Origin of the sequence: Aminobacter sp. P9b (assembly GCF_045345995.1) — a bacterium.
Taxonomy (GTDB): domain Bacteria; phylum Pseudomonadota; class Alphaproteobacteria; order Rhizobiales; family Rhizobiaceae; genus Aminobacter; species Aminobacter niigataensis.
In genome coordinates, this window is sequence record NZ_CP150082.1 from 3,607,700 (window position 1) to 3,627,685 (window position 19,986).

General features: G+C 59.4%; 20 protein-coding genes and 2 pseudogenes. 6 read left to right on the forward strand and 16 right to left on the reverse strand.

The features are described from left to right. Positions 1–449: 449 nt before the first annotated feature. Complete coding sequence (locus WHT83_RS17785) at positions 450–1,151, reverse strand: ArsR/SmtB family transcription factor (RefSeq protein WP_406871903.1); 702 nt, start codon at positions 1,149–1,151, stop codon at positions 450–452. Positions 1,152–1,265: 114 nt separating this feature from the next. On the opposite strand from WHT83_RS17785, the gene WHT83_RS17790 reads away from it, so the two are divergent. Together WHT83_RS17790 and WHT83_RS17795 are read left to right on the forward strand one after the other, a co-directional pair. Continuing rightward, positions 1,266–1,997, forward strand: coding sequence for an MBL fold metallo-hydrolase (locus WHT83_RS17790; protein WP_406871904.1), 732 nt, complete (start codon positions 1,266–1,268; stop codon positions 1,995–1,997). Further along, entirely contained in the window at positions 1,994–3,265 is a 1,272-nt protein-coding gene (locus WHT83_RS17795) for an MFS transporter (protein WP_406871905.1), read from the forward strand. Before WHT83_RS17790 ends, WHT83_RS17795 begins: the two co-directional genes overlap by 4 nt. 1 nt (position 3,266) lies before the next feature. Here the strand turns inward: WHT83_RS17795 and WHT83_RS17800 are convergent, their stop codons facing one another. From WHT83_RS17800 to istA, 8 genes and pseudogenes are all read right to left on the reverse strand, one after another. Next, positions 3,267–3,749, reverse strand: a complete 483-nt coding sequence (locus tag WHT83_RS17800) for an SRPBCC family protein (RefSeq protein ID WP_406871906.1) — start codon at positions 3,747–3,749, stop codon at positions 3,267–3,269. Continuing rightward, complete coding sequence (locus tag WHT83_RS17805) at positions 3,746–4,060, reverse strand: ArsR/SmtB family transcription factor (protein WP_406871907.1); 315 nt, start codon at positions 4,058–4,060, stop codon at positions 3,746–3,748. The genes WHT83_RS17800 and WHT83_RS17805 overlap by 4 nt, the downstream gene beginning before the upstream one ends. Positions 4,061–4,253: 193 nt before the next feature. Continuing rightward, entirely contained in the window at positions 4,254–4,430 is a 177-nt protein-coding gene (locus WHT83_RS17810) for a hypothetical protein (protein ID WP_406871908.1), read from the reverse strand. A 33-nt stretch (positions 4,431–4,463) separates the two neighbouring features. Continuing rightward, positions 4,464–5,120 (reverse strand): hypothetical protein, encoded by a 657-nt coding sequence (locus WHT83_RS17815; protein ID WP_406871909.1) that lies wholly within the window; start codon positions 5,118–5,120, stop codon positions 4,464–4,466. A 169-nt stretch (positions 5,121–5,289) separates the two neighbouring features. Further along, a complete protein-coding gene (locus tag WHT83_RS17820) occupies positions 5,290–6,501 on the reverse strand; it encodes a ZIP family metal transporter (RefSeq protein ID WP_406871910.1) in 1,212 nt (403 codons plus the stop codon). After that, a pseudogene (locus tag WHT83_RS17825) lies at positions 6,498–6,821 on the reverse strand (multicopper oxidase domain-containing protein); the annotation flags it as partial. The gene WHT83_RS17820 and the pseudogene WHT83_RS17825, both read right to left, overlap by 4 nt. Positions 6,822–6,877: 56 nt before the next feature. Next, positions 6,878–7,690 carry an IS21-like element helper ATPase IstB gene (gene istB / locus WHT83_RS17830; RefSeq protein WP_315929025.1) on the reverse strand — a complete coding sequence of 271 codons (813 nt, stop codon included), beginning with the start codon at positions 7,688–7,690 and terminating at the stop codon, positions 6,878–6,880. Next, complete coding sequence (gene istA / locus WHT83_RS17835; protein ID WP_315929027.1) at positions 7,680–9,206, reverse strand: IS21 family transposase; 1,527 nt, start codon at positions 9,204–9,206, stop codon at positions 7,680–7,682. The genes istB and istA overlap by 11 nt, the downstream gene beginning before the upstream one ends. Positions 9,207–9,401: 195 nt before the next feature. Between istA and WHT83_RS17840 the strand changes: the two genes are divergently transcribed. Further along, complete coding sequence (locus WHT83_RS17840) at positions 9,402–10,388, forward strand: chromate resistance protein ChrB domain-containing protein (RefSeq protein WP_406874005.1); 987 nt, start codon at positions 9,402–9,404, stop codon at positions 10,386–10,388. A gap of 15 nt (positions 10,389–10,403) precedes the next feature. Next, the gene (chrA, locus tag WHT83_RS17845) at positions 10,404–11,819 is read left to right on the forward strand and encodes a chromate efflux transporter (protein ID WP_406871911.1); all 1,416 of its coding nucleotides are present in this window, start codon (positions 10,404–10,406) and stop codon (positions 11,817–11,819) included. 129 nt (positions 11,820–11,948) lie between these two features. Here chrA and WHT83_RS17850 read toward each other — a convergent pair whose 3' ends face one another. Then, a complete protein-coding gene (locus WHT83_RS17850) occupies positions 11,949–12,836 on the reverse strand; it encodes a LysR family transcriptional regulator (protein WP_406871912.1) in 888 nt (295 codons plus the stop codon). A gap of 83 nt (positions 12,837–12,919) precedes the next feature. On the opposite strand from WHT83_RS17850, the gene WHT83_RS17855 reads away from it, so the two are divergent. Next, the gene (locus WHT83_RS17855; RefSeq protein WP_406871913.1) at positions 12,920–13,717 is read left to right on the forward strand and encodes a phytanoyl-CoA dioxygenase family protein; all 798 of its coding nucleotides are present in this window, start codon (positions 12,920–12,922) and stop codon (positions 13,715–13,717) included. A 200-nt stretch (positions 13,718–13,917) separates the two neighbouring features. Here WHT83_RS17855 and WHT83_RS17860 read toward each other — a convergent pair whose 3' ends face one another. Both WHT83_RS17860 and WHT83_RS17865 read right to left on the reverse strand, forming a co-directional pair. After that, on the reverse strand, positions 13,918–14,196 hold the full coding sequence (locus tag WHT83_RS17860) for a metal-sensing transcriptional repressor (RefSeq protein WP_182573925.1): 279 nt from the start codon (positions 14,194–14,196) through the stop codon (positions 13,918–13,920). A 70-nt stretch (positions 14,197–14,266) separates the two neighbouring features. Then, complete coding sequence (locus tag WHT83_RS17865; protein WP_406871914.1) at positions 14,267–15,616, reverse strand: cation diffusion facilitator family transporter; 1,350 nt, start codon at positions 15,614–15,616, stop codon at positions 14,267–14,269. Positions 15,617–16,097: 481 nt separating this feature from the next. On the opposite strand from WHT83_RS17865, the pseudogene WHT83_RS17870 reads away from it, so the two are divergent. Further along, positions 16,098–16,172 (forward strand): annotated as a pseudogene (locus tag WHT83_RS17870) (HupE/UreJ family protein); the annotation flags it as partial. Between the two features lie 420 nt (positions 16,173–16,592). Here the strand turns inward: WHT83_RS17870 and WHT83_RS17875 are convergent. The 4 genes from WHT83_RS17875 to WHT83_RS17890 are packed head-to-tail and all read right to left on the reverse strand — an operon-like array spanning position 16,593 to position 19,839. Continuing rightward, the gene (locus WHT83_RS17875) at positions 16,593–16,958 is read right to left on the reverse strand and encodes a RidA family protein (protein WP_182573923.1); all 366 of its coding nucleotides are present in this window, start codon (positions 16,956–16,958) and stop codon (positions 16,593–16,595) included. A gap of 52 nt (positions 16,959–17,010) precedes the next feature. Beyond that, positions 17,011–18,381, reverse strand: coding sequence for an FAD-dependent oxidoreductase (locus tag WHT83_RS17880; RefSeq protein ID WP_406871915.1), 1,371 nt, complete (start codon positions 18,379–18,381; stop codon positions 17,011–17,013). Next, positions 18,378–18,725, reverse strand: coding sequence for a (2Fe-2S)-binding protein (locus tag WHT83_RS17885; RefSeq protein ID WP_377907447.1), 348 nt, complete (start codon positions 18,723–18,725; stop codon positions 18,378–18,380). The genes WHT83_RS17880 and WHT83_RS17885 overlap by 4 nt, the downstream gene beginning before the upstream one ends. Next, positions 18,700–19,839 carry an NAD(P)/FAD-dependent oxidoreductase gene (locus tag WHT83_RS17890; protein ID WP_406871916.1) on the reverse strand — a complete coding sequence of 380 codons (1,140 nt, stop codon included), beginning with the start codon at positions 19,837–19,839 and terminating at the stop codon, positions 18,700–18,702. Before WHT83_RS17890 ends, WHT83_RS17885 begins: the two co-directional genes overlap by 26 nt. Positions 19,840–19,986 lie beyond the last annotated feature (147 nt).

The window sequence follows — 19,986 nt, forward strand, 5'->3', positions numbered from 1 at the left end:
TGATCCGGCGATGGTCGCCAGGGTAGAGAGTTACAACGAAGCCGTTCGGCCTTGTCTTGACCGCAGCGTTGGGTATCCGCTGGCAGTCTCCCCCCGCAGGATCGCCCTTGCAGCATGCCGGAGGATAGGTCCAACCCGTGTCGGCTCCGTGGGCTTGCGTCTGGTCGTGATGGATCGCCAGAATGAGGGCTGTCGCAACCACAACCGAGCCTACGAGGCTCCCCGTTGCGTCTCCGGTACGAAACCGCGCCACGCCCATGTGGCCCCCCAAATCCCTGAGGAACAGGACTAATGCTACGCCTCGCTTCGAGCTTCTGACAGGTAGCCGAAGGAGCTAGGCGATCCGAGGAGTTCACACTCTACCAAAGGATGTGCTGTGAGGCGCGATCGTGTTTGGTCTGCTTCCGTTCAAGCGCGATATTGGCGTCGTTTCGCGTGTACGCCCAACTTCAAGGCTTCAGGTCACTTGTGGAAGCTGTCTGCCAAGCTTCTTCAATCTGGACGGGCAGGCCCGCCGCATTCCATTCGGGCATCCCATCCTCCAGCCGTCTTGCATTGTAACCTCGAGCACGAAGTGCAGCGACTGCTTCAAACGACAAGACACACCATGGGCCGCGGCAATAGGCTACGATTTCATCGCATGTGCCGCCGTCGGACATCCAAGCCCCCAGTTGTCCGAGGGGGACGTTGACTGCTCCAGGCACATGGCCAAGAGCAAATTCATCTGGCGGCCGAACATCAATGACGGTCACGACCCCGTCCCGCATGCGTTGGGAAAGCTCCTCGCGCGTTATGGGTTCCATCTGGTCTCGTGTCTCGAAGTAGACGCGCACAATACGGTCGACCTCGGAATTCTGACGCTCAGCGACTGTGCGAAGCGACGCAAACAACGGCAGTACGTTCTCGTCGGAAAGGCGGTAGGTGACGAACTTGCCCTTACGCTCGGCAGTCACCAGTCCTGCCCGCCGCATAATCTGAAGGTGCTGCGAGACATTCGAGATGGGCAAGCCGAGCTTCGCCGCCAGAGCCTCAACGTTTCGGGCTCCCTGAGCCAGATGCTCGATCAATTCCAGCCTTTGCGAATTCCCGAGCGCTTTGGCAACAGCCGCGAACTGCTCGTAAAGGGCCTGTTTCGGATTCCTGATTGACATCGGATTTGAAGCCACGTTACGTTATTCAACGGATTTATTGAATGACATCTGACCTCCACCTGTCAAGCGCTCGCTGGAGCCATGCATGACCGCGTTTCTCTAAGGAGTAAGAAGATGATCCTCCGCCAATTCCTGAATTCAGATCCTGTCGCTGCGTCATACCTTTTCGGATGTGGCGGCAAGGCTTCCGCCGCCGTCGTGGATCCTGTCGGCGACATCGGTCCCTACGTCGAAGCTGCCAAGGCTACGGGTATGCGGATCCTGTACGTCATCGATACGCACATTCACGCCGATCACATCTCTGCAGGGCGTGAGCTCGCGGAAGCGTCCGGCGCTGAATACGTTCTCTTCGAGGGTGCTCAGGCGGTCTTTCCTTTTCACCCCGTCAAGGACGGCGAAGTACTCGAACTCGGTAATGTGACCGTGAGCGTCATGCACACGCCGGGCCACACTCCCGAACACATCTCGCTTTTGGTCACGGACAGGACCAGAGCCTCAGAACCTTGGTTTGTGCTGACTGGTCACACACTGATGGTCGGCGATCTTGGCCGGACTGAACTCGCTTCCAACGCCGAGCAAGGCGCGCGGGCCCTGTTCTCCAGCGCCCGGCGACTTAAAGAACTGCCAGACCACATAGAGGTGCTTCCCGGCGCTTATTCCGGCTCAGTCTGTGGACGCTCGCTAAGCGGCAAGCCGACCTCCACGATCGGCTTCGAGAAGCGCTTCAATAAGGCCTTCAGGATTGAGGACGAGGATGCATTCATAGCGGCAATGACGGCCGACATCCCCCCTCCTCCGCCCAACGCCACTCAGACGCGGGCTGCGAACGCCGGGATTGCGCGGTGATCCAACCTTCTCCGCGGATCGCCCTCGGCCTCAAAGAAAACTGGCGGCAGTTTGCCCTGCTTGTGGTTATCAATGCCTTTGTCGGGGGCATGGTGGGCATTGAGCGCACTGTGGTGCCACTCATAGGCTCCGAAGAATTCGGTATCGCTTCGACGACATTGGTCGTGACCTTCATTGTCAGCTTCGGCGTGGTAAAAGCTTTCGCCAATCTGCTGTCCGGCCAACTGGCTGACAGATGGGGGCGCAAGCGGGTGCTCATCCTCGGTTGGCTCTTTGGTCTTCCTGTGCCCTTCTTGATCCTTTGGGCACCCAGTTGGAGCTGGATCATCGCCGCCAATGCGTTGCTGGGAGTCAGCCAGGGACTAGCTTGGTCGATGACCGTGATTATGAAGGTCGACCTCGTCGGTCCCAAGGGTCGCGGCCTCGCCGTCGGCCTCAATGAGTTCGCAGGCTACTTCGCGGTTGGCGTGACTGCGTTCCTTACCGGGTACCTCGCGGGGCAATACGGTCTACGACCAATTCCGATCTATGTTGGCGTGGTGTACGCGGTGCTCGGATTTGCTTTGTCCGTCCTGCTGGTGTGCGACACCCGCGCCCATGTCCAACTGGAAATGGCGAACCATCCAAAGGAAGAATCCTCTCTCAGCTTTCGGGAAGTGTTCGCCCTGACGACCTTCCGCGACCGCAATCTCTTTGCGGCCTCGCAGGCGGGACTCGTCAACAACCTCAATGACGGTATGAGTTGGGGCATCTTTCCGCTCTTTTTCGCCGCCAACGGACTCGGCGTGGAGAAGATAGGCATCCTGAAGGCCGTGTACCCAGGGGTGTGGGGACTGTGTCAGGTGCTGACTGGACCGCTTAGCGACCGTTGGGGGCGGAAGGGTCTGATCGTTGCTGGAATGTGGGTGCAGGCGCTGGCACTCATGATGACAGCTCTCACCAGGGATTTCGGCTGGTGGCTGGTGGCAAGCCTGTTGCTCGGCTTGGGAACGGCAATGGTCTACCCCAGCCTGATTGCGGCCGTTTCGGATGCCTCACACCCTTCGTGGCGCGCTAGGTCACTGAGCGTGTACCGCTTCTGGCGTGATCTGGGCTACGCCATCGGAGCGCTGTCGGCCGGACTTATCGCCGATACTTTCGGACTTCCTTGGGCCATAGGCTCTATTGCAGCACTCACTTTTCTTTCAGGGGCGATTACGGCGCTGGTAATGCGGGAAAGGCTGACGGCAGTGGCCGATCATGTATCGGCCAACCGTTCCACGGGATAGTTCAGGTCGCTTTTCGTTGCACCTCCGCTGCATAGCTTCCAAGAATGCCGTTCCAGCCGTGCTCTGACTCGAAGGTCTGACGGGCAGCCTCGGCAGTCTCTCCCATGTTCTCAAGCAGCCGATGCACAAGTTCCACTCTCGTAGATTGCTCGCCCTCTTTGAGGAAGCACACTTCAACCTCGGTCAGCAGTGTCGCATTGAATCGCCAGTCCCCGCCAATACGCCATGCCAGCAGCACTCGCGAAGGAGGCTCCCAGGCCAGCACTTCCCCCCAATCGCATTCAGTCCCATCCTCGCCGATCTCGTACCATCGGCCTCCTGCCTTCGGTTCCATGACCGCGTTTTTCAGGACCGAATTGCCGATTGAATAGGAGGCTGGCCACCAGCTTCCGAAGCCTTCTGTGAATACTGCGAACGCCGTCTCGATTGGCGCGGCGACGATGACTGATTTCCGAACTGGAGACGGCCGAATGGTGGTGGTCATTCCTTATTCTCCCTGCTTTCTGTTTCCCGTTTGAACGCTTCGAGACCGCCGACCCACATCTGGTCTAGCCATGCCCGCATCTCGCCAAGTCCATGCGGGTCGAGGTGGTAAATGTTGCTGGCCCCTTTGGGTTCTGCGCGTACCAGGCGAGCCTCCTTCAGAACTCTGAGGTGCTGTGACACCGCAGGCTGTGAGACCGGAAGGATCCGCGTCAGGTCGGCGACCGTCCGGGGTTGCTCTACCACCAGTTCGAACACCTTTCTGCGTGTTGGATCGGCCAGCGCCGTCATGCCTGCATAATCATAGCCCATCACTTATGATAAGTTTTTACTTATGATAAGTCAAGTGTCTGATTGTTACCAAAGTGAGTAACTCGCTTCGTATCGACGGCTAGCTAGTTACTAACGAGCCCGTGAAGGAAGACGGCACGACCTCAGCCTGATTGATCGAATGGCTCGGCCAAGCGAGACCGTGGTATTGCACGCGGTCAAAGGTGTTGATGAGTCAGCGCAGCATCAGAAATCCGGAGCTGTTCTCCTCGCGACCGCGATCGGCACCACCATCGATGCGATGTCGGCGGGCGGTGGCAGGGCGTTTCATCGGCAAACAGTTGGCCAGTGGGCGGAATTCGGAGGTGGCGGCGCGCAGTTCGCCCTCGGTCTGTCGATCCTGCTTCGCCATCTTTACACTTGATCCCCTAAGCTGCAGCGGGCATCAGGTCACGCCCTCCAAGGATTGCCCGTGTGCGGCGTGTTTGTCATCGGAAGGAGCCGCTGTCATGCGCGGCTCTCGCATTGCGATGACGGCAACAAAAAAACCTTGGGCCAAAACCAGGAGGTAGGCCGCCAGGATCACCGCACAGGGGACAACGAAGTTCAATTGAGGTGCGGCCCCGAGCACCACCGGCGTCGTCCACGACACCACGGAAATGACCCCACAGCCGATCAGCGCAACCCTTTTGCTCGGCCTCACACCGGTCATGAGTTGTCTTCCAATCCGTTCCCGCAAGAACGGAAGGACGAGGCGATGAATGGCGATGCCGTTCGCTGTCAGAATCGCGACAATGATAATCTTGGCCCAGATCTTGGGATTGAGGACTTTCTCCGGCTCTGTCGCCTGGTAGAGCAGAAGGAATCCAATGCCGGAGATCCAAAGCATCAGCAGGCCGCGCGCAACAAAGCGGCTGATCCAGTCGACATTGGCCACAAGCTCGGCAGACACAGCAGCGCGGCGATATCGCGACAATGTCAAATCAAGGAACACGGCTCCGCCAAAGCCCAGGACCAGCCCGCCAAAATGGAGCAGTCTGAGAGACATCCTGATATAGGACACCAGTGCCGGGGACGCGAGGAAGAGGTCGAGAGCGCTCATGTTCCAACATCAAGATTGAGCATAGCGAAGCCACGCGCCGCGAAATGAACGTCGCGCCCGCTATGTTTCGAGCCAAGTGGATTGTGACTTTCAGTTCGGCTACCCGCCATGACAGGCGGGTAGCCGATTGTGCCAACTGATAGGTGGGATGATTGTCAGAACTGCCGCATCAAATCTTTACCAGCATCGCAGTGCCGTACATAAACGCGATTCCGGCACCCAGTCCTGCCAGCACCGCAGGCGAGAACAACACTGACGTGCCGCGATTCCCCATTCGCATGAGAAGCGCGCTGACCTCCACGATTACCTGAAGGATCGCCCCTGCCCCGACAGCAAGTGCCAGTGCCGACCAGTGAGGTGCATAGGCGAGGCTACCTATCCACATTCCGATGACTGCAGGTCCGCCAGCCAGTAGCGCTAACGCCGGAAACGTCCATAGCGGGGGCCTGACCTTCAGTATCGGAGCAGCTATGCCGATGCCTTCAGTGATGTTGTGGAGCGTAAAACCCATCACCAAAAACGTCCCAAGTCCAGCAGCCCCGGCGGCAAAGGAAGCCCCTATGGCAAGGCCTTCACCGAGATTGTGAAGCCCGATGCCAAGCGCAATGTAGGTTGCAAGTGCAAGTCCGGTGGGATGCCCATTTTTCCGCGATGCGGCCATCAGGAGAAAGAAACTGGCCGCGGCCGCTAGAACGACCATCGATTGTCCCTGGAAGATTGCGGCCGAGGCGCTCGAAAACTCGAATGCGTCTTCGAGCGTGTCGATCAACAGGAAGCCGAGCAATCCGATTGTCATGGCGAGAAGAAAGTTCATCGTCGCCGGACCCGCGCCACGCAGTGCCGGGTAGAATAGCAGGCCGACTGCGACCGGGAGTATCCCGACAAATGCGCCGAGCACGGCTTGAGAAATGAGGTTACTCGAGCTTGCGACAGGCGTTGCGACCGCCACGGGAATTTCATGCTCGAACGCCGCGCCCGTGTTGGTGACAAATGTCACTCGATGAGCCTCACCAGGGACCCAGGAAAAGGGCACGCTAATCCACGCGGTATCTCCTCGTGCTATCGGACCGGACGGCTCTTGGACGAACTGCCAATACGCAGCGTCCACCTGTACCTGGGCGATATGCATGGGTTCTGAGCCGCCAGCCCTAACCAGGAGCTTTATGCCCGACTGATCAAGAATCGTTCTTTCAACGGTGATGTTTTCGATCGGGGGCGCCCCGTTGGAAAAACTTGCCAAAGGGTTGGTCGACAAAAGCCACCAGATTGCCAGGGCCATTGTCACAACAGGAAACAACAACCAAAGCAGTGCCAGCCGCTTGCGCGCTGCGATCCGGGTGGCGCTTGTTTCAAGATTTCGCGTATCGATTCGCTCGTTCATGACACTGCCTCGACTACTTCGAACGCCCCCATCCACCCTAGCTCGGTGAATTCGGACTGGTGCGCGTGAAACATGTAGGATCCCGTCTCGTGATCCTTGAACGAGAACTCGAGAATGCCGCGCTGAGCCTGGCACTGGGTGATCAGGTCGACCGTCTTGAGAGTCGGGGTTAGCGTGGTGCCCTGATCGAAATAATCGAAGAAGTTTCCGTGCAGATGGAATGAGTTGATCGGGTCAAACTCGGTGACATTGACCAGGTAGATACGAACGGGCCGATCTCGGATCAGTTTGATAGGTTTCTTGGCATAGCAGTGAGCCACGTGTTGATTGCCACTGAGAACTGACCCGGCATTTCCACCGAGAATTGACCCGCCTATTAGGTATGTTTCGGGTCTGTGGCTTGGGTCAAGTTCCTGCCTTTCTCCTTTTTGCTTTTGGTCTCATGCGCCGAGCTGTTCTTGAAGCGGAAGCTGTCATTTCCGGTTTCGAGGATGTGGCAATGATGGGTGAGCCGGTCGAGCAGCGCGGTGGTCATCTTCGCGTCGCCGAAGACGCTGGCCCACTCGCTGAAGCTTAGGTTGGTGGTGATGATGACGCTGGTGCGCTCGTAGAGTTTGCTCAGCAGATGGAAGAGCAGCGCACCGCCGGACGCACTGAACGGCAGGTATCCCAGCTCGTCGAGAATGACGACATCGGAATGGACAAGGCGATTGGCGATCTGGCCAGAACGTCCCTGTGCTTTCTCCTGCTCCAACGCGTTGACCAGTTCCACGGTCGAGAAGAAGCGGACCCGTTTGTGATGATGTTCGATGGCCTGGACGCCGATCGCCGTGGCGATATGCGTCTTGCCCGTGCCGGGGCCGCCGACCAGAACGATGTTGTTGGCCTCGTCGAGGAACTCGCAGCGATGGAGCTGGCGCACGAGCGCCTCGTTGATCTCACTGCTGGCGAAGTCGAAGCCGTTCAGATCGCGGTAGGCTGGAAAGCGTGCGGTCTTGAGCTGATAGGCCGTCGATCGCACCTCTCGTTCCGCCGTCTCCGCCTTGAGAAGCTGTGACAGGATCGGAATGGCGCCCTCGAACGCCGGCGATCCCTGTTCGGTCAACTCGCCGACTGCCTGCGCCATGCCGTGCATCTTCAGTTGCCGCAGCATGATGACGATAGCGCCGCTTGCCGGATTATGACGCATGGCGGGCCTCCGTCTTTCTCAGGGCATCGTATCGTTCGACATTGGCCTTGGGCTCGTTGATGAGCGTTAGGGCCTGAGGCGCCTCGATGGTCGGTGGTGTGAAGGATTTGCCGTCGACAAGGCGATGTAGCAAGTTCAGCACATGCGTCTTGGTTGGAACGCCGGACTTCAGTGCCATATCGACCGCCGACAGAACGGCCTGTTCATCGTGCTGAAGCACGAGCGCCAGGATATCGACCATCTCGCGGTCGCCGCCCGGCTTCTTGAGCAAATACTGCTGCAGAGTCCGGAACGCGTCGGGAAGCTCGGCGAACGGTGCGCCGTTGCGAAGAGCGCCCGGCTTGCGCTGCACGACCGCCAGATAATGTCGCCAGTCGTAGATAGTCTGCCCCGGCCGATCATGGGAACGATCGATGACGCGCCGATGCTCGCAGACGATCTGACCTTCCGCGGCGACAACGACACGATCCGGGTAGACCCGCAGGCTCACCGGCCGGTTGGCAAAGGAAGCCGGGACGCTGTAGCGGTTGCGTTCCAGATGCACGAGGCAGGTGGGCGAGACCCGCTTGGTGTATTCTACAAAACCGTCGAAGAGCCGGGAAACTGGCATCAGAGCCTGAGCCTCCTCAGCCCAGATGTCGGCAATGGTGCCACGCATCTGACCATGCGGCGTCTGTGCCCATAGTTCCTTGCAGCGCTGCTCCAGCCATTCATTGAGTGCTGCCAGCGACGGAAAGCGCGGCGTGGGCTGCCAGAGGCGGTGACGCGCGTCCTGCACGTTCTTCTCGACCTGTCCCTTCTCCCAGCCAGAAGCCGGATTGCAGAACTCCGGCTCGAACAGATAGTGGCTGGCCATCGCCTGGAAACGGACATTGATGTCACGTTCCTTGCCACGTCCGACCTTGTCGATCGCCGTGCGCATATTGTCGTAGATGCCGCGACCCGGAATGCCACCAAAGACGCGGAATGCATGATTGTGGGCGTCAAACAGCATCTCATGCGTCTGCAGGAGGTAGGCCCGGACGATGAAGGCCCGGCTGTAGCTCAGCTTCGTATGCGCTACCTGGAGCTTGGTGCGCTCATTGCCGATGATCGCCCAGTCCTCCGACCAATCGAACTGGAAGGCTTCGCCCGGCTCGAACGCCAGGGGCACAAACGTCCCGCGGCCAGTAGTTTGCAACTCCCTCTGCCGATCCTCCCGCCATTCCCGAGCAAAAGCCGCCACGCGGTTATAGGAACCCTCATAGCCGAGGCTTATAAGGTCGGCATGCAACTGCTTCATCGTCCGCTTCTGCTTGCGGCCCTTCTTGGATTCCGTCTTCAGCCAGGCCGATAACCGATCCGCAAACGGGTCAAGTTTGCTCGGACGCTCCGGGACCTTGAACTTCGGCTCTACGCCGTCGGCACGGAGATACTTGCGGATGGTATTCCGGGATAGGCCAGTCCTGCGGCAAATCTCCCGGATCGATAGATGCTCTCGAAAATGCCAGCGTCGGATCACGCTCAATAACGCCATGTCGATCACTCCATAGCCCCCGCTGAAAACATGCGAGGGAGGGTTCAAACATGGGTCAATTCTCAATGGAAATATTGGGCTGCGCCGGGTCAGTTCTCAGTGGCAATCAACAGTCAGTGACTGGACCGAACGCTACGCTCGACTCGAAAATGATACAAGTGTTGCTTTTATAATCATTGATGATACAGTATGAACATGGACGTTGACGTTACACGGCCAGATCAGCGCTGGCTGCTTCTCATTCACCAGCTGCCCAGCAAGCCGGCCTACTTCCGCGTGAAGATCTGGCGTCGGCTGCAGGGGATCGGCGCCGTCGCCGTGAAGAGCACGGTCTATGCGCTCCCGGCGAACTCGGAGACCCAGGAGGATTTCGAGTGGCTCCTGAAGGAGATCGTCGAAGGTGGCGGCGAGGCCATGGTGTGCGAGGCACGCCTTATCGACGGCCTCTCCGACGCCCAGGCTCGCGCGCTCTTCGATGCTGCACGCGATCAAGATTATGAGGCGATAGCGAAGGAAACACGCGCTCTGACCGATCGGTTCGACGCGATTGCGACGTCCGAGGAAAAAGCGGAAGCGCGCTCATTAACCAGCCGCCTGCGCAAACGGCTCGCCGATATCGCAGCGATCGACTTCTTCGGGGCAACCGGTCGCCTGTCGGCCGAAAGCCTGGTTACGGAAATCGAACGCAAGCTCGCGGAGGATACGGAAATGGCAAAACAATCGCCGGAGGCCATGGCGAACGCGCCGACAGCTCTGAAGGGACGGGTCTGGGTGACGCGCGAAGGCGTGCATGTCGACCGTATCGCCTGCAGCTGGCTGATCCGGCGTTTCATCGACCAGGACGCTGTCATCCGCTTCGTACCGGGCAAGGGATACGAACCCAAGGCTGGAGAGTTGCGGTTCGACATGTTCGAAGGCGAAATCACCCATGAAGGTGATCGTTGCAGCTTTGAGGTTCTGCTGGCCCGAGCCGGAATCGCCGACCCCGCTCTCCAGGCGATTGCCGAGATTGTCCACGACATTGACCTCAAGGACGGCAAGTTCGGCCGCGAGGAGACGACGGGCATAGCCAGCCTGATAACAGGCGTTTGCGCGGCAAATCCGGAGGACGAGCAGCGTATCGCCCAAGGCTCGTCCGTCTTCGACAATCTCTACCAGTATTTCCGCTCGAAGCGCGCCTGATCGACAGGAAACGACATGAGCCAGATCGAAATGACCGACAAATCTCCAGCCCAGAACACGGACACACCGGCTCACGGCATCTCCTTTGGCGAAGCGGTCCGCGTATGGGCGCGTGTGGCAGCCCTCAGTTTCGGCGGTCCTGCAGGGCAGATCGCCGTGATGCACCGGATCATCGTCGAAGAGAAGCGCTGGATCGGTGATACGCGTTTTCTGCACGCGTTGAACTACTGCACGCTCCTGCCCGGGCCAGAGGCCCAACAGCTCGCAATCTACATCGGCTGGCTCCTGCACAAGACAAAGGGCGGGCTCGTTGCCGGAATCCTGTTCGTACTGCCTGGTGCTGTCTCCATCATGGCCCTGAGCTGGATCTATGCCATTTTCGGCAATGTCGGCGCCGTCCAGGCCCTCTTTTTCGGGCTGAAGGCCGCAGTGCTGGCGATCGTGCTCGAAGCCGTCATCCGCATTGGCCGACGCTCCCTCAAGAACAACGTGCTGATCGGCCTGGCTGCGGTGGCGTTCGTTGCCTTGACGGTTTTCCAGGCGCCATTTCCCCTGGTTGTTTTTGGAGCTGGTTTGATCGGATATGTCGGCGGGCGAGCCGGATGGAAGCCGTTCCTCGCCGGCGGCAACCATGGCAAGTTCAGTGGCAAGGAGGTCGCGGACATCGACAGCGTCCTTGGCGAGGGGGTTCCCGAGCATGCTCGCCCTCCCCTTTCCTGGTCGCTCAAGGTAGCAGGGGTCGGCCTCCTGATCTGGGGTGGGCCGGTCCTGGCGCTGCTGGTGTTTTTGGGGCAGGGAAATGTCTTCACCGATATCTCCATCTTCTTTTCCAAATTGGCCATGGTCACATTCGGTGGTGCGTATGCGGTCCTTTCCTATGTCGCGCAGCAAGGGGTCGAGCACTACGGGTGGCTGAAGCCCGGCGAGATGCTGGACGGCCTCGGTCTGGCTGAGACGACCCCTGGTCCGCTGATCATGGTGACGCAGTTTGTCGGCTTCCTGGGAGCTTATCGCGCACCTGGCTCGCTCAACCCGTTGCTCGCCGGCACTCTGGGCGGACTGCTGACAACCTGGGTGACCTTCGTTCCGTGCTTTCTGTGGATCTTCATAGGCGCGCCCTTCATGGAGAACATGCGCGCCAACAAGGCGCTCTCAGCGGCACTCTCCGCGATTACCGCAGCCGTCGTCGGCGTCATCCTCAACCTGTCTATGTGGTTTGCCCTGCACGTTCTGTTTGCGCAGCTCTACGAATTCCGCGGCTTTGGGATGGCAGTCGATTTGCCTGTCTTGAGTTCCGTGAACGTCCCGTCTCTGATCCTGACACTGGGCGCAGTCATCGCGGTGTTTCGTTTCAAGGTCGGCATGCTCACCGTGTTGGCCAGCTGTTCGATTGCCGGCATTGCCTATGGCCTCCTCACGGGCACGGTTTGATCAGAAGTGAACCTTGCGGGAGTGCTGCCGGCCGACGCGGGACCGTCAAAGTCCCATTGCCCAAAGGAGCGCAGCCCGCATCATCGAGCGCTTCCGCCCATATCGGCCAACTGTTCAGATCGGCGGTGTTCAGCCTTTCATTGCCATGATGGCAGCGCGTATCTCGGGAAGCGGTGCTGGTTGTTCGCCGCAGAAGACCAGCACGATCGGTTCCCGAGCCTGCGCATCGGCTATGGGTACACGAGCAAGCGGCTTGCCATCGTAGCTCAATGTGCCGACAGGGTTCGTGTAACTGATGCCCACGCCCTCACCGTTGGCGGCAAGGCTGCGCAACACCTCCGTGGAGGCCGCGCGATGGACGATGTTGGGCGTCACGCCAATCGAGCGGAAAAGCCCCAGCATGTGCCGGATCGACAACCCCTGATCGGACAGGATCAACGGTCGATCGGCAAGATCGGCAAGCGTCACCTCGCTTGCCTTGGCCAAGGGATCGTCAGGCTGAAACCACGCCTGTGGCGACACTTGCGCATAGAGTTCGCGATGAAAACTGGCGTCGAGGCCGAGGTCATAGGTCAGGGCCAGATCGATGTCGCCGCCAAGAAGGGATTCTGCCAGCCCCTCGAAGGTCGCCACCCTTGTTCTGATCTCGACCTCTGGAAACCGGGCTCGCAGAAGCCTGAGCAGTGGAGCGAGGTGGGCAGGAGCCAGATCGTCGAAAACTCCAAGCATGATGCGCTGCAAGCGCCGCTGCCCGAGACCACCTGGACTCTCGAGGCGAGCCGCATCGGCCAGGAGCGCTTCTGCATCCGCAAGGAACAGCCTGCCGAAGCCCGTGAGCGTCACGGGCGCGCCCTTGCGACGTATGAACAGCTTCTGCCTCAAATGGTCCTCGACCTGGCTCAAGGCGACTGACAGCGCCGGCTGGGAAACATTCACCTGCTGGGCCGCCACCGTCAGGCTGCCTGCACGCGCCACCGCCACCACATATTCCAGCTGCCGCAATGTAATGTATAACATGAGACTATATTAGTGTTTTCAACATATTATTGGAACTTAAAAAACAGCACCGGCATCCTGTGAACGTCAACAGGGAGACCGAGATGCCTCACCCGCTTATCACCCAAGAACATATCGACAGCTACCAGCGCGACGGGGTCGTGCTCGTAAAAGGCCTGTTCCTAGACCATGTCGAGGCGCTGCGACAAGGCGTCGAGACCAACATGGCCGAGCCGGGGAAATACGCCGCAGAGAACCTCAAAGCCGGCGAAGGCGGACGGTTCTTCGACGACTACTGCAACTGGCAGCGCATTCCCGAATTTGAGGACGTGATCCGCTCGTCCGAGGCGGCTGAAGTGGCCGCCGACCTGATGCGATCGAGGACGGTGCAGCTTTTCCACGATCATGTCCTGGTCAAGGAGCCGGGGACGTCGAAGCCAACGCCCTGGCACCAGGATTCGCCCTACTATTTCGTCGAGGGGGAACAGACGATCAGCTTCTGGTCGCCGCTCGATCCCGTTCGGGAAGCATCGTTGCGATGCGTGGCGGGATCGCATCAGTGGGCGAAGCCGGTGCTGCCAACACGGTGGCTGTCGGAGGAGAATTTCTATCCCGACGCCGATGCCTACATGCCGGTGCCGGACCCCGATGCCGAGGGCATGACGATCATGGAATGGGCGATGGAGCCGGGCGACGCTGTGGCCTTCAACTACAAGACCCTTCACGGTGCCCGCGGCAACCAGACCCAGTCACGCCGCCGCGCCTTTTCGCTCCGCCTGTTGGGCGATGATGCCCGCTATGTGGAGCGGCCGGGCCGCACCTCCCCGCCCTTCCCGGGACATGAAATGAAGCCGGGTGAAAAGCTGCGCGAAGACTGGTTCCCGGTCATCTTCCGGCGTTAAGCCGCATATGCCTTGCCAATCAACGCGATGCCGTCAAATGCCTTCGACCAGTGCACGAGGAGCCGAGACGTTCGTGCTACAGCCGATCGAGAACGAGTTGTCGGCCAGCGCCATTATGGAAGTCAGCGCGGCCTCGACGGAATGATCTGACGCAGGGAACCGATGGTCGCATCCCAGCTACGTGGAGTGCGACCATGCCTCTAAAGATACTTGGTGATCGCCTTGAATTCGTCGATGGACTGCCGTTGCTCGCGAGGCAGCGTTCCGACGGCTTCCTCAAGGCAGTGGTCGAGATGATCCTGGATCAGCGTGCGTTTGGCATTGACGATAGCCTTTTCGACCGCTGCCAGCTGCTGAGCTATATCAAGGCATGACCTGCCGCCCTCCAGCATCGAGATGACGCTTTTCAGGTGGCCTTCCGCGCGCTTCAGCCGCTTGACGATCTCGGGGTGGGCGGCGTGCGTGTGCAAGTCGTTCATCGTGTCCTTTGCCAGATTGCGATCGATGGTGGCGAGGGACGATACGTCGATCGACCCGTCGCCAGCAAGGTCAGTGATGATGGCCTTCCGGTTCTTCCATCCGGAAGTGCAGGTTCGACTTTCCCTTTGCGGAGCTCAAATGGAGAACTGCGTCGAACTCATGCGGTTCGGCCGGGGCCTCGGTGCTTTGGAGCGTGTGATGATCTCCGGCAACGGGCAAGAGCGGCAGCTTTTCCACCTGCCCGCCAGGACGCTGGATTTCTACAACCGCGTTGAGCCCGTCGGCGTGGCTGGAAACCGTCAGGCGCATCCGCTCCCCCTGGCTTGTATCGACGATTTCCAGAACACCTTCGGCAATCGAGGATGTGACGACGAAGGGGTCGGGCGCGTGGTGGTGCCCGCCCGCGTCGGCGACGGCCGGCTGCGAAGGTTCGTCACCCGCGTCGAATACAATCGTTGCATTTTCCAGCGACGGCAGATGTGCCCGCAGTTCGCGTTGAACCAGCGACGATACGGTGTTGGCTTCCTCGACGGATTTGGTGTTGTCGACGGCGATCTTGAGGTCAGCATGAAGCTTGTGGCCAAGCCAGCGCGCCTTGACATCGACGACCCGCTGGACGCCTGCGACGTGCTCGGCAGCATGCCGAATTTCATCGTTGAGGCCCGGTTCGATGCCATCGAGGCTGCGCGTGAGCACCGCCCGGGCCGACTGCCAGACAATGCCGAAGATCGCGATGGTGATGAGCATGCCGACGATCGGATCGGCAAGCGGGAAACCAAGCCAGACACCGATCGCCCCAACCACGACCGCCAGGCTTGTGAGGCCGTCCGTTCTCGCGTGGTAGCCGTCGGCAATGAGCGCCGCGCTGTTCATTTCGCGTCCGACCCTGATGCGGAAGACGGCAACCGCCTCGTTTCCGAGAAAGCCGATGACGCCGGCGGCTGCCACCGCTAGCAGTTGCTGAACGGGTTGAGGGTTCATCAGGCGGTCTATGGCCTGATAGCCGGCGACAAGGGCGCTGAAGAGAATGATCAAGACGATCAGCATGCCTGCCAGGTCTTCAAAGCGGCCAAGGCCATAATTGAATGTGGCGCTTGGCTTACGACGTACAAGCGTGAAAGCGATCCAGAGCGGGATGGCAGTGGCCGCATCGCCAACATTGTGGATCGTATCGGCAAGCAGCGCCACGCTTCCCGAGAAGAAGACAACGACGAGCTGGAAAGCTGCCGTTATGGCGAGGATCACGAAGGACCACTTGATGGCCCAAATGCCCCGCTCCGACGAAGCGATGCTGGGATCGATGACGCCGTGTGTGTGGCCGTGCCCGCCAGCCTCTCCGTGAGAATGGCCATGAGCACCGGTGCCACGAGCATTGTTCTGCTGGCCGAAGCCGAACCAGTCCTTGATTTCGGCAAGCATGAGAGAACTCCGAGTTTGAGCCTTCAATTACCTATCCCCCCGGATAGGATATGTCAATGTAAGGCGCGGAACGGAAATGCGCGCTTAACGTCCGTCTCATCCGGCACGGGCCTACGTCTGCGAAAAGCATTCAAGAAGAAGATAGAGCGGTCTCCACGACAGCCTTGATGCAGGGTCGCAACGCGGCTTCGCAATCACTTCTCAGATGTCTTTCATGTTCCAACTACGTCCGAGCGGCGGAGTATGGGGCGCGCGTACGCGTTGCCACTAGGCCCTTGCTCGCCTCGATGACCTTGATGCTCATCGCCTTAATGCCCGAACTCGCGTAAACTCACGTGTCGCCGAAGGCGACACGTGAGTTCACAGGCGTTCATGTGATTTCGTTCATTATCTCGGCGCCAAGCATACGGTACCGGGATATGAACATCTGCCAAAGCATATCGGCATCTATGTGAGACTGTTTGCGTTGGGGCCCACGACGATGCTGCTTGGCGTCTGTTTTGGTTGGAACGTCAGCTCCTACCTGATCGACGCAATCATCGGCTTGCCGGTCGTGTACAAGGCCATGAACAACCTTGGTGCGTTTCTGCGCTGGCTCGGTCTCCAGCTGAACACCAACGACGCGACCTTGCGGGCAGGATCGCTCATCGACCGTTGCGCGCGCCTAACAAATGTTCCCTCGCCCTCGCGGTACCCTCAACCATCAATCCGGTCGGGATCAGCAACGAAAAACGCGATCTGTTCGCCATGGTGCCGATTCCCCTTAAAACCAGCACCACTCCAGTGTAAATCATCAAATATTAGCCGATTCCATGAGGCATTCAAAACGTCGCCTCGCACCCAGCGTTGGATTTCAATGCGGACGCCGACCCGGAACAGCATTGGCCGAGTCGGCGTCCGACGCCGCGCTTGGGAGGCGCGTCCTCAAGTCTTCGCTTGCGGCGCAACGGCCACCGTCTACACGAGCCTTTTCAAACTATTCGGTGCGGGCAACGGCCGCGGTCACGATGATTTCCACCAGGACATCCGCTGCGCCCATCTCGCATTGCGCTGTGGCACGGGTGGGCGAAGCACCTGGCGCGGTCCAGTCGTTCCAGACCGCGTTCATTGCCTCGAAATCGCGACCAATGTCCTTTAGCCAAATCTGGGCGCTGAGCAGGCGGCTCTTGTCGGTGCCGGCATCGGAAAGGTACTTCTCGACACGAGCAAGCGCCTGTTTCGTCTGACCCGTAATGTCCTGGCTCCGATCATCCGCAGCCATGCCGCCGACAAAGACGATGCCGTTGTAGACGACAGCCCGGCTGCGGCGTCTGTCTGTCTCAATCCGGAATATGTTGCTCACTAGTCAATCCTTTCTACAGTTAGGTTGTGAAAATGCCGATGGGCGGATTGGGCTATTCGACGAAATCACCAAGCATGACTGGCTTGATGGGCGGTCGAATGCGGTAGTACCCAACCTCGGTGGGTTCTACGCCGCGCTCCCGGGCTATGAGTTCGGTCACCGTCAGTCCGCACAACCGGCCCTGACAAGGGCCCATTCCACAACGACCGAACGCCTTGGTTTGGTTCGGGCCAAGACAACCTAGGCTGACGTAATGCCTAATGTTCCCGGCTGAGACTTCTTCGCACCGGCAAACCAACACTTCATCGTCCGACGGAATCCGGTTTTCGTCCTGCGGACGGTAGAGCGCATCCAGGAACGGACGAATGTGAGTGTAGCCCGCCAGTCTGCGCCGCAGCCTGGCCGCACGCTGCGCTCGGTCGCCGATCTTTCCGAGATGCTGCGCAATCGCCAGGGCAGTCAACTGGCCTTGCACGGCAGATGCCTGGGCACCGACGATCGAACGACTGTCTCCCGCGACATAGATCGCTGTCTGTCCGAGGCGCCCCCATGTGTCTGTAACCGGCTGCCAGCACAACTGCTCGGGGCTCCAGCGATGCTGTGCGCCGAGCGACCAACTGAGCTGCGTGTTAGGAACCACGCCTTGATGCAGGAGCAACAGTGAGGTCGGGACATGTCGCCGTTTACCTCCGCTGACGAATGTCAGTCCGGTAGCCTGCGTCTCTCCTTCGACCACAAGCTTGGCGGCGCCGGAAAAGACGGGCACGCCATGGCGCCGCAGAGCAGCGAGGAGTTTGAGTCCTTTTAATAGATCTCTCCATCCTAGGAGCAAAGCGGGCAAGTGACGCAGCGCACGCAACTTATCCGAGAACGAGGTTGTATCGACGAGGGCGCCGATCTTCGCCCCGGCGCGCAAATATTGCCAAGCCAGCAAGTAGAGGAGCGGCCCAGCACCAGCGAGGACGACAGGCTCGTTTGGCAGCGCACCGGAACTCTTGAGGAGGATTTGTCCGGCTCCTGCTCCCATGACGCCGGGCAATGTCCATCCCTTGATAGGGAAGGGTCGCTCCATTGCGCCGCTCGCAATGAGAACGGTCTTACCAACGATCTGGCGTGCCTTGCGATCAGCAATATAGTCTATCACACCCTCTGGCGTAAGGTTCCAAACGGCGGCGCCGCCGATGTACTCTGATCCGCTCACACGGAACTGAGCTGCGAGCGTGAGCCCGTCGGCATAGTCCTTGCCTAAAATCTCGAGACGTTCCGCAGGCGCAGTTTCGATATTGCGGTAAATCTGGCCGCCGATTGTCACCTGTTCGTCCAATACGGTGACCGTGAGCCCCAGATCCCGCGCCTGACAGGCCGCAGCCATGCCAGCAGGGCCCGACCCGATGACGATTAGGTCCGATACCACGCCCGTCATGACGTTTCTCCGAAGCTGAGGTCAGCGAGTTCAACGGCACCATCTTGCCGACTGATCCTCATTCCTTCCCTTACGGAAACTGCGCAGCCCTGCTGAGCTGGAACGCCGTCGATCTCAACAAGGCACTCGAAGCACACTCCCATCATGCAATAAGGCGCTCGCGGAGCTTGCCCCACAACGCTGGACCGAAAGTGGCGAGCGCCGCTCGCGAGCAGGGCGGCCGCGACACTGATTCCCGCGGGTACTTTCAGGGGATTGCCTTCGAATGCGATCATTACAGTCTCAGGCTTCGCCGATGATGAAATTGCAAAAAGTGACTTAGTGGTCATGGGAAAAACTCGCATTGGGGTCCCGGAAGCGGTCACCCAAAAAGCACTCGATGTCAGGAGGCGCACAGGCCAGACCTGCCATCCAGGGGGCGAGGACGAAAGCGTGAATCGCAGCAAGCGTCACGCCGCTGTGGCAGGTGGCGACAAAAGCGCCAGGGCATGACGTAGAACCCTGATAGACAGGATAGCCGTCTGCCGTGAGCGGTCGGAGTGCCCCCCACGCGCGCACGAGGCGAGCATTTGCCAATGCCGGAAAGGTCGCGACCGCGCGTCGTGCGAGCCACTCGATCTTGTCGGTGGTCGTTCCGTCGTTGAAGCCGACGTCTTCAGAGGTTGAGCCAATCTGGACACTGCCTTCGCGCGTTTGCCTTACCTTGTTCGTTGGAAAGTCGAGGAATGGCTTGAGCCGCTCTGTAATCAGGATCTGACCCCGCGTGGTGGTGATCGGTACTTCTAGCCCCACCTGTGGTGCCAAATTGGCGTTGCCGAGCCCTGCAGCTAGCACCAGTCGGTCACTTTTCCAGCGTTGACCGTCGCGTCCAATTATTTGGAACTGAGTCGTGTCAGGATCGCGTCGAATCTCGGTGACATCGACACCCGAGATTGTTTCTGCTCCCTTCTCCTTCAGACCCGCGTGCAGCGCTCGAAGCAACATGAGAGGATTTGCGTGTCCGTCCAGCGCGCAGAAGCTGCCGCCAACGACAGCCGAGCCTAGCCCGGGCAGAAACTGCTTGAGTTCGGAAGGCTCCATCATCTTGAAGGGGATTTCCCCGCCAACCTCGCAATTGATGCGCTTCAGCAAATCCGCGCGCGCTTCGACGTCCTGCTCGCTGAAGCCCAACCAGAATCCGCCGGGTTGATGAAGTCCGGTGTCAACGCCAGTCAGTTCCAGCAGTTCTTTGTGCAACTCGGGCCAGATTGTCACCGCTTCGCGGCTCCAGCGGGCATAACGCGGCATCTTGTTCCCTTTGCTTGAGACCCAGACAAGCCCAAAGTTGCCCCTGGACGCTCGAAATGCCGCGTCACCTTGATCCAGCACCCTGACCGAAATGCCAGATCGCGCTGCGCCGTATGCGATTGCCGCACCGACGAGACCTCCCCCGACCACCGTCAACTGCGCAATGCTCATCAGGCAACCTCACGATGGCGCTGAATCATCTTAAGGATTGTTTGGGCGCTGGGCCCGCGCCGCCGTAACGACCGCCAGGTCTGCTCGCTTCTCGAGGCCTCAAATGAGACTTGCGGCGATGATGTAGCCGGACGTTCCAGACGAGCT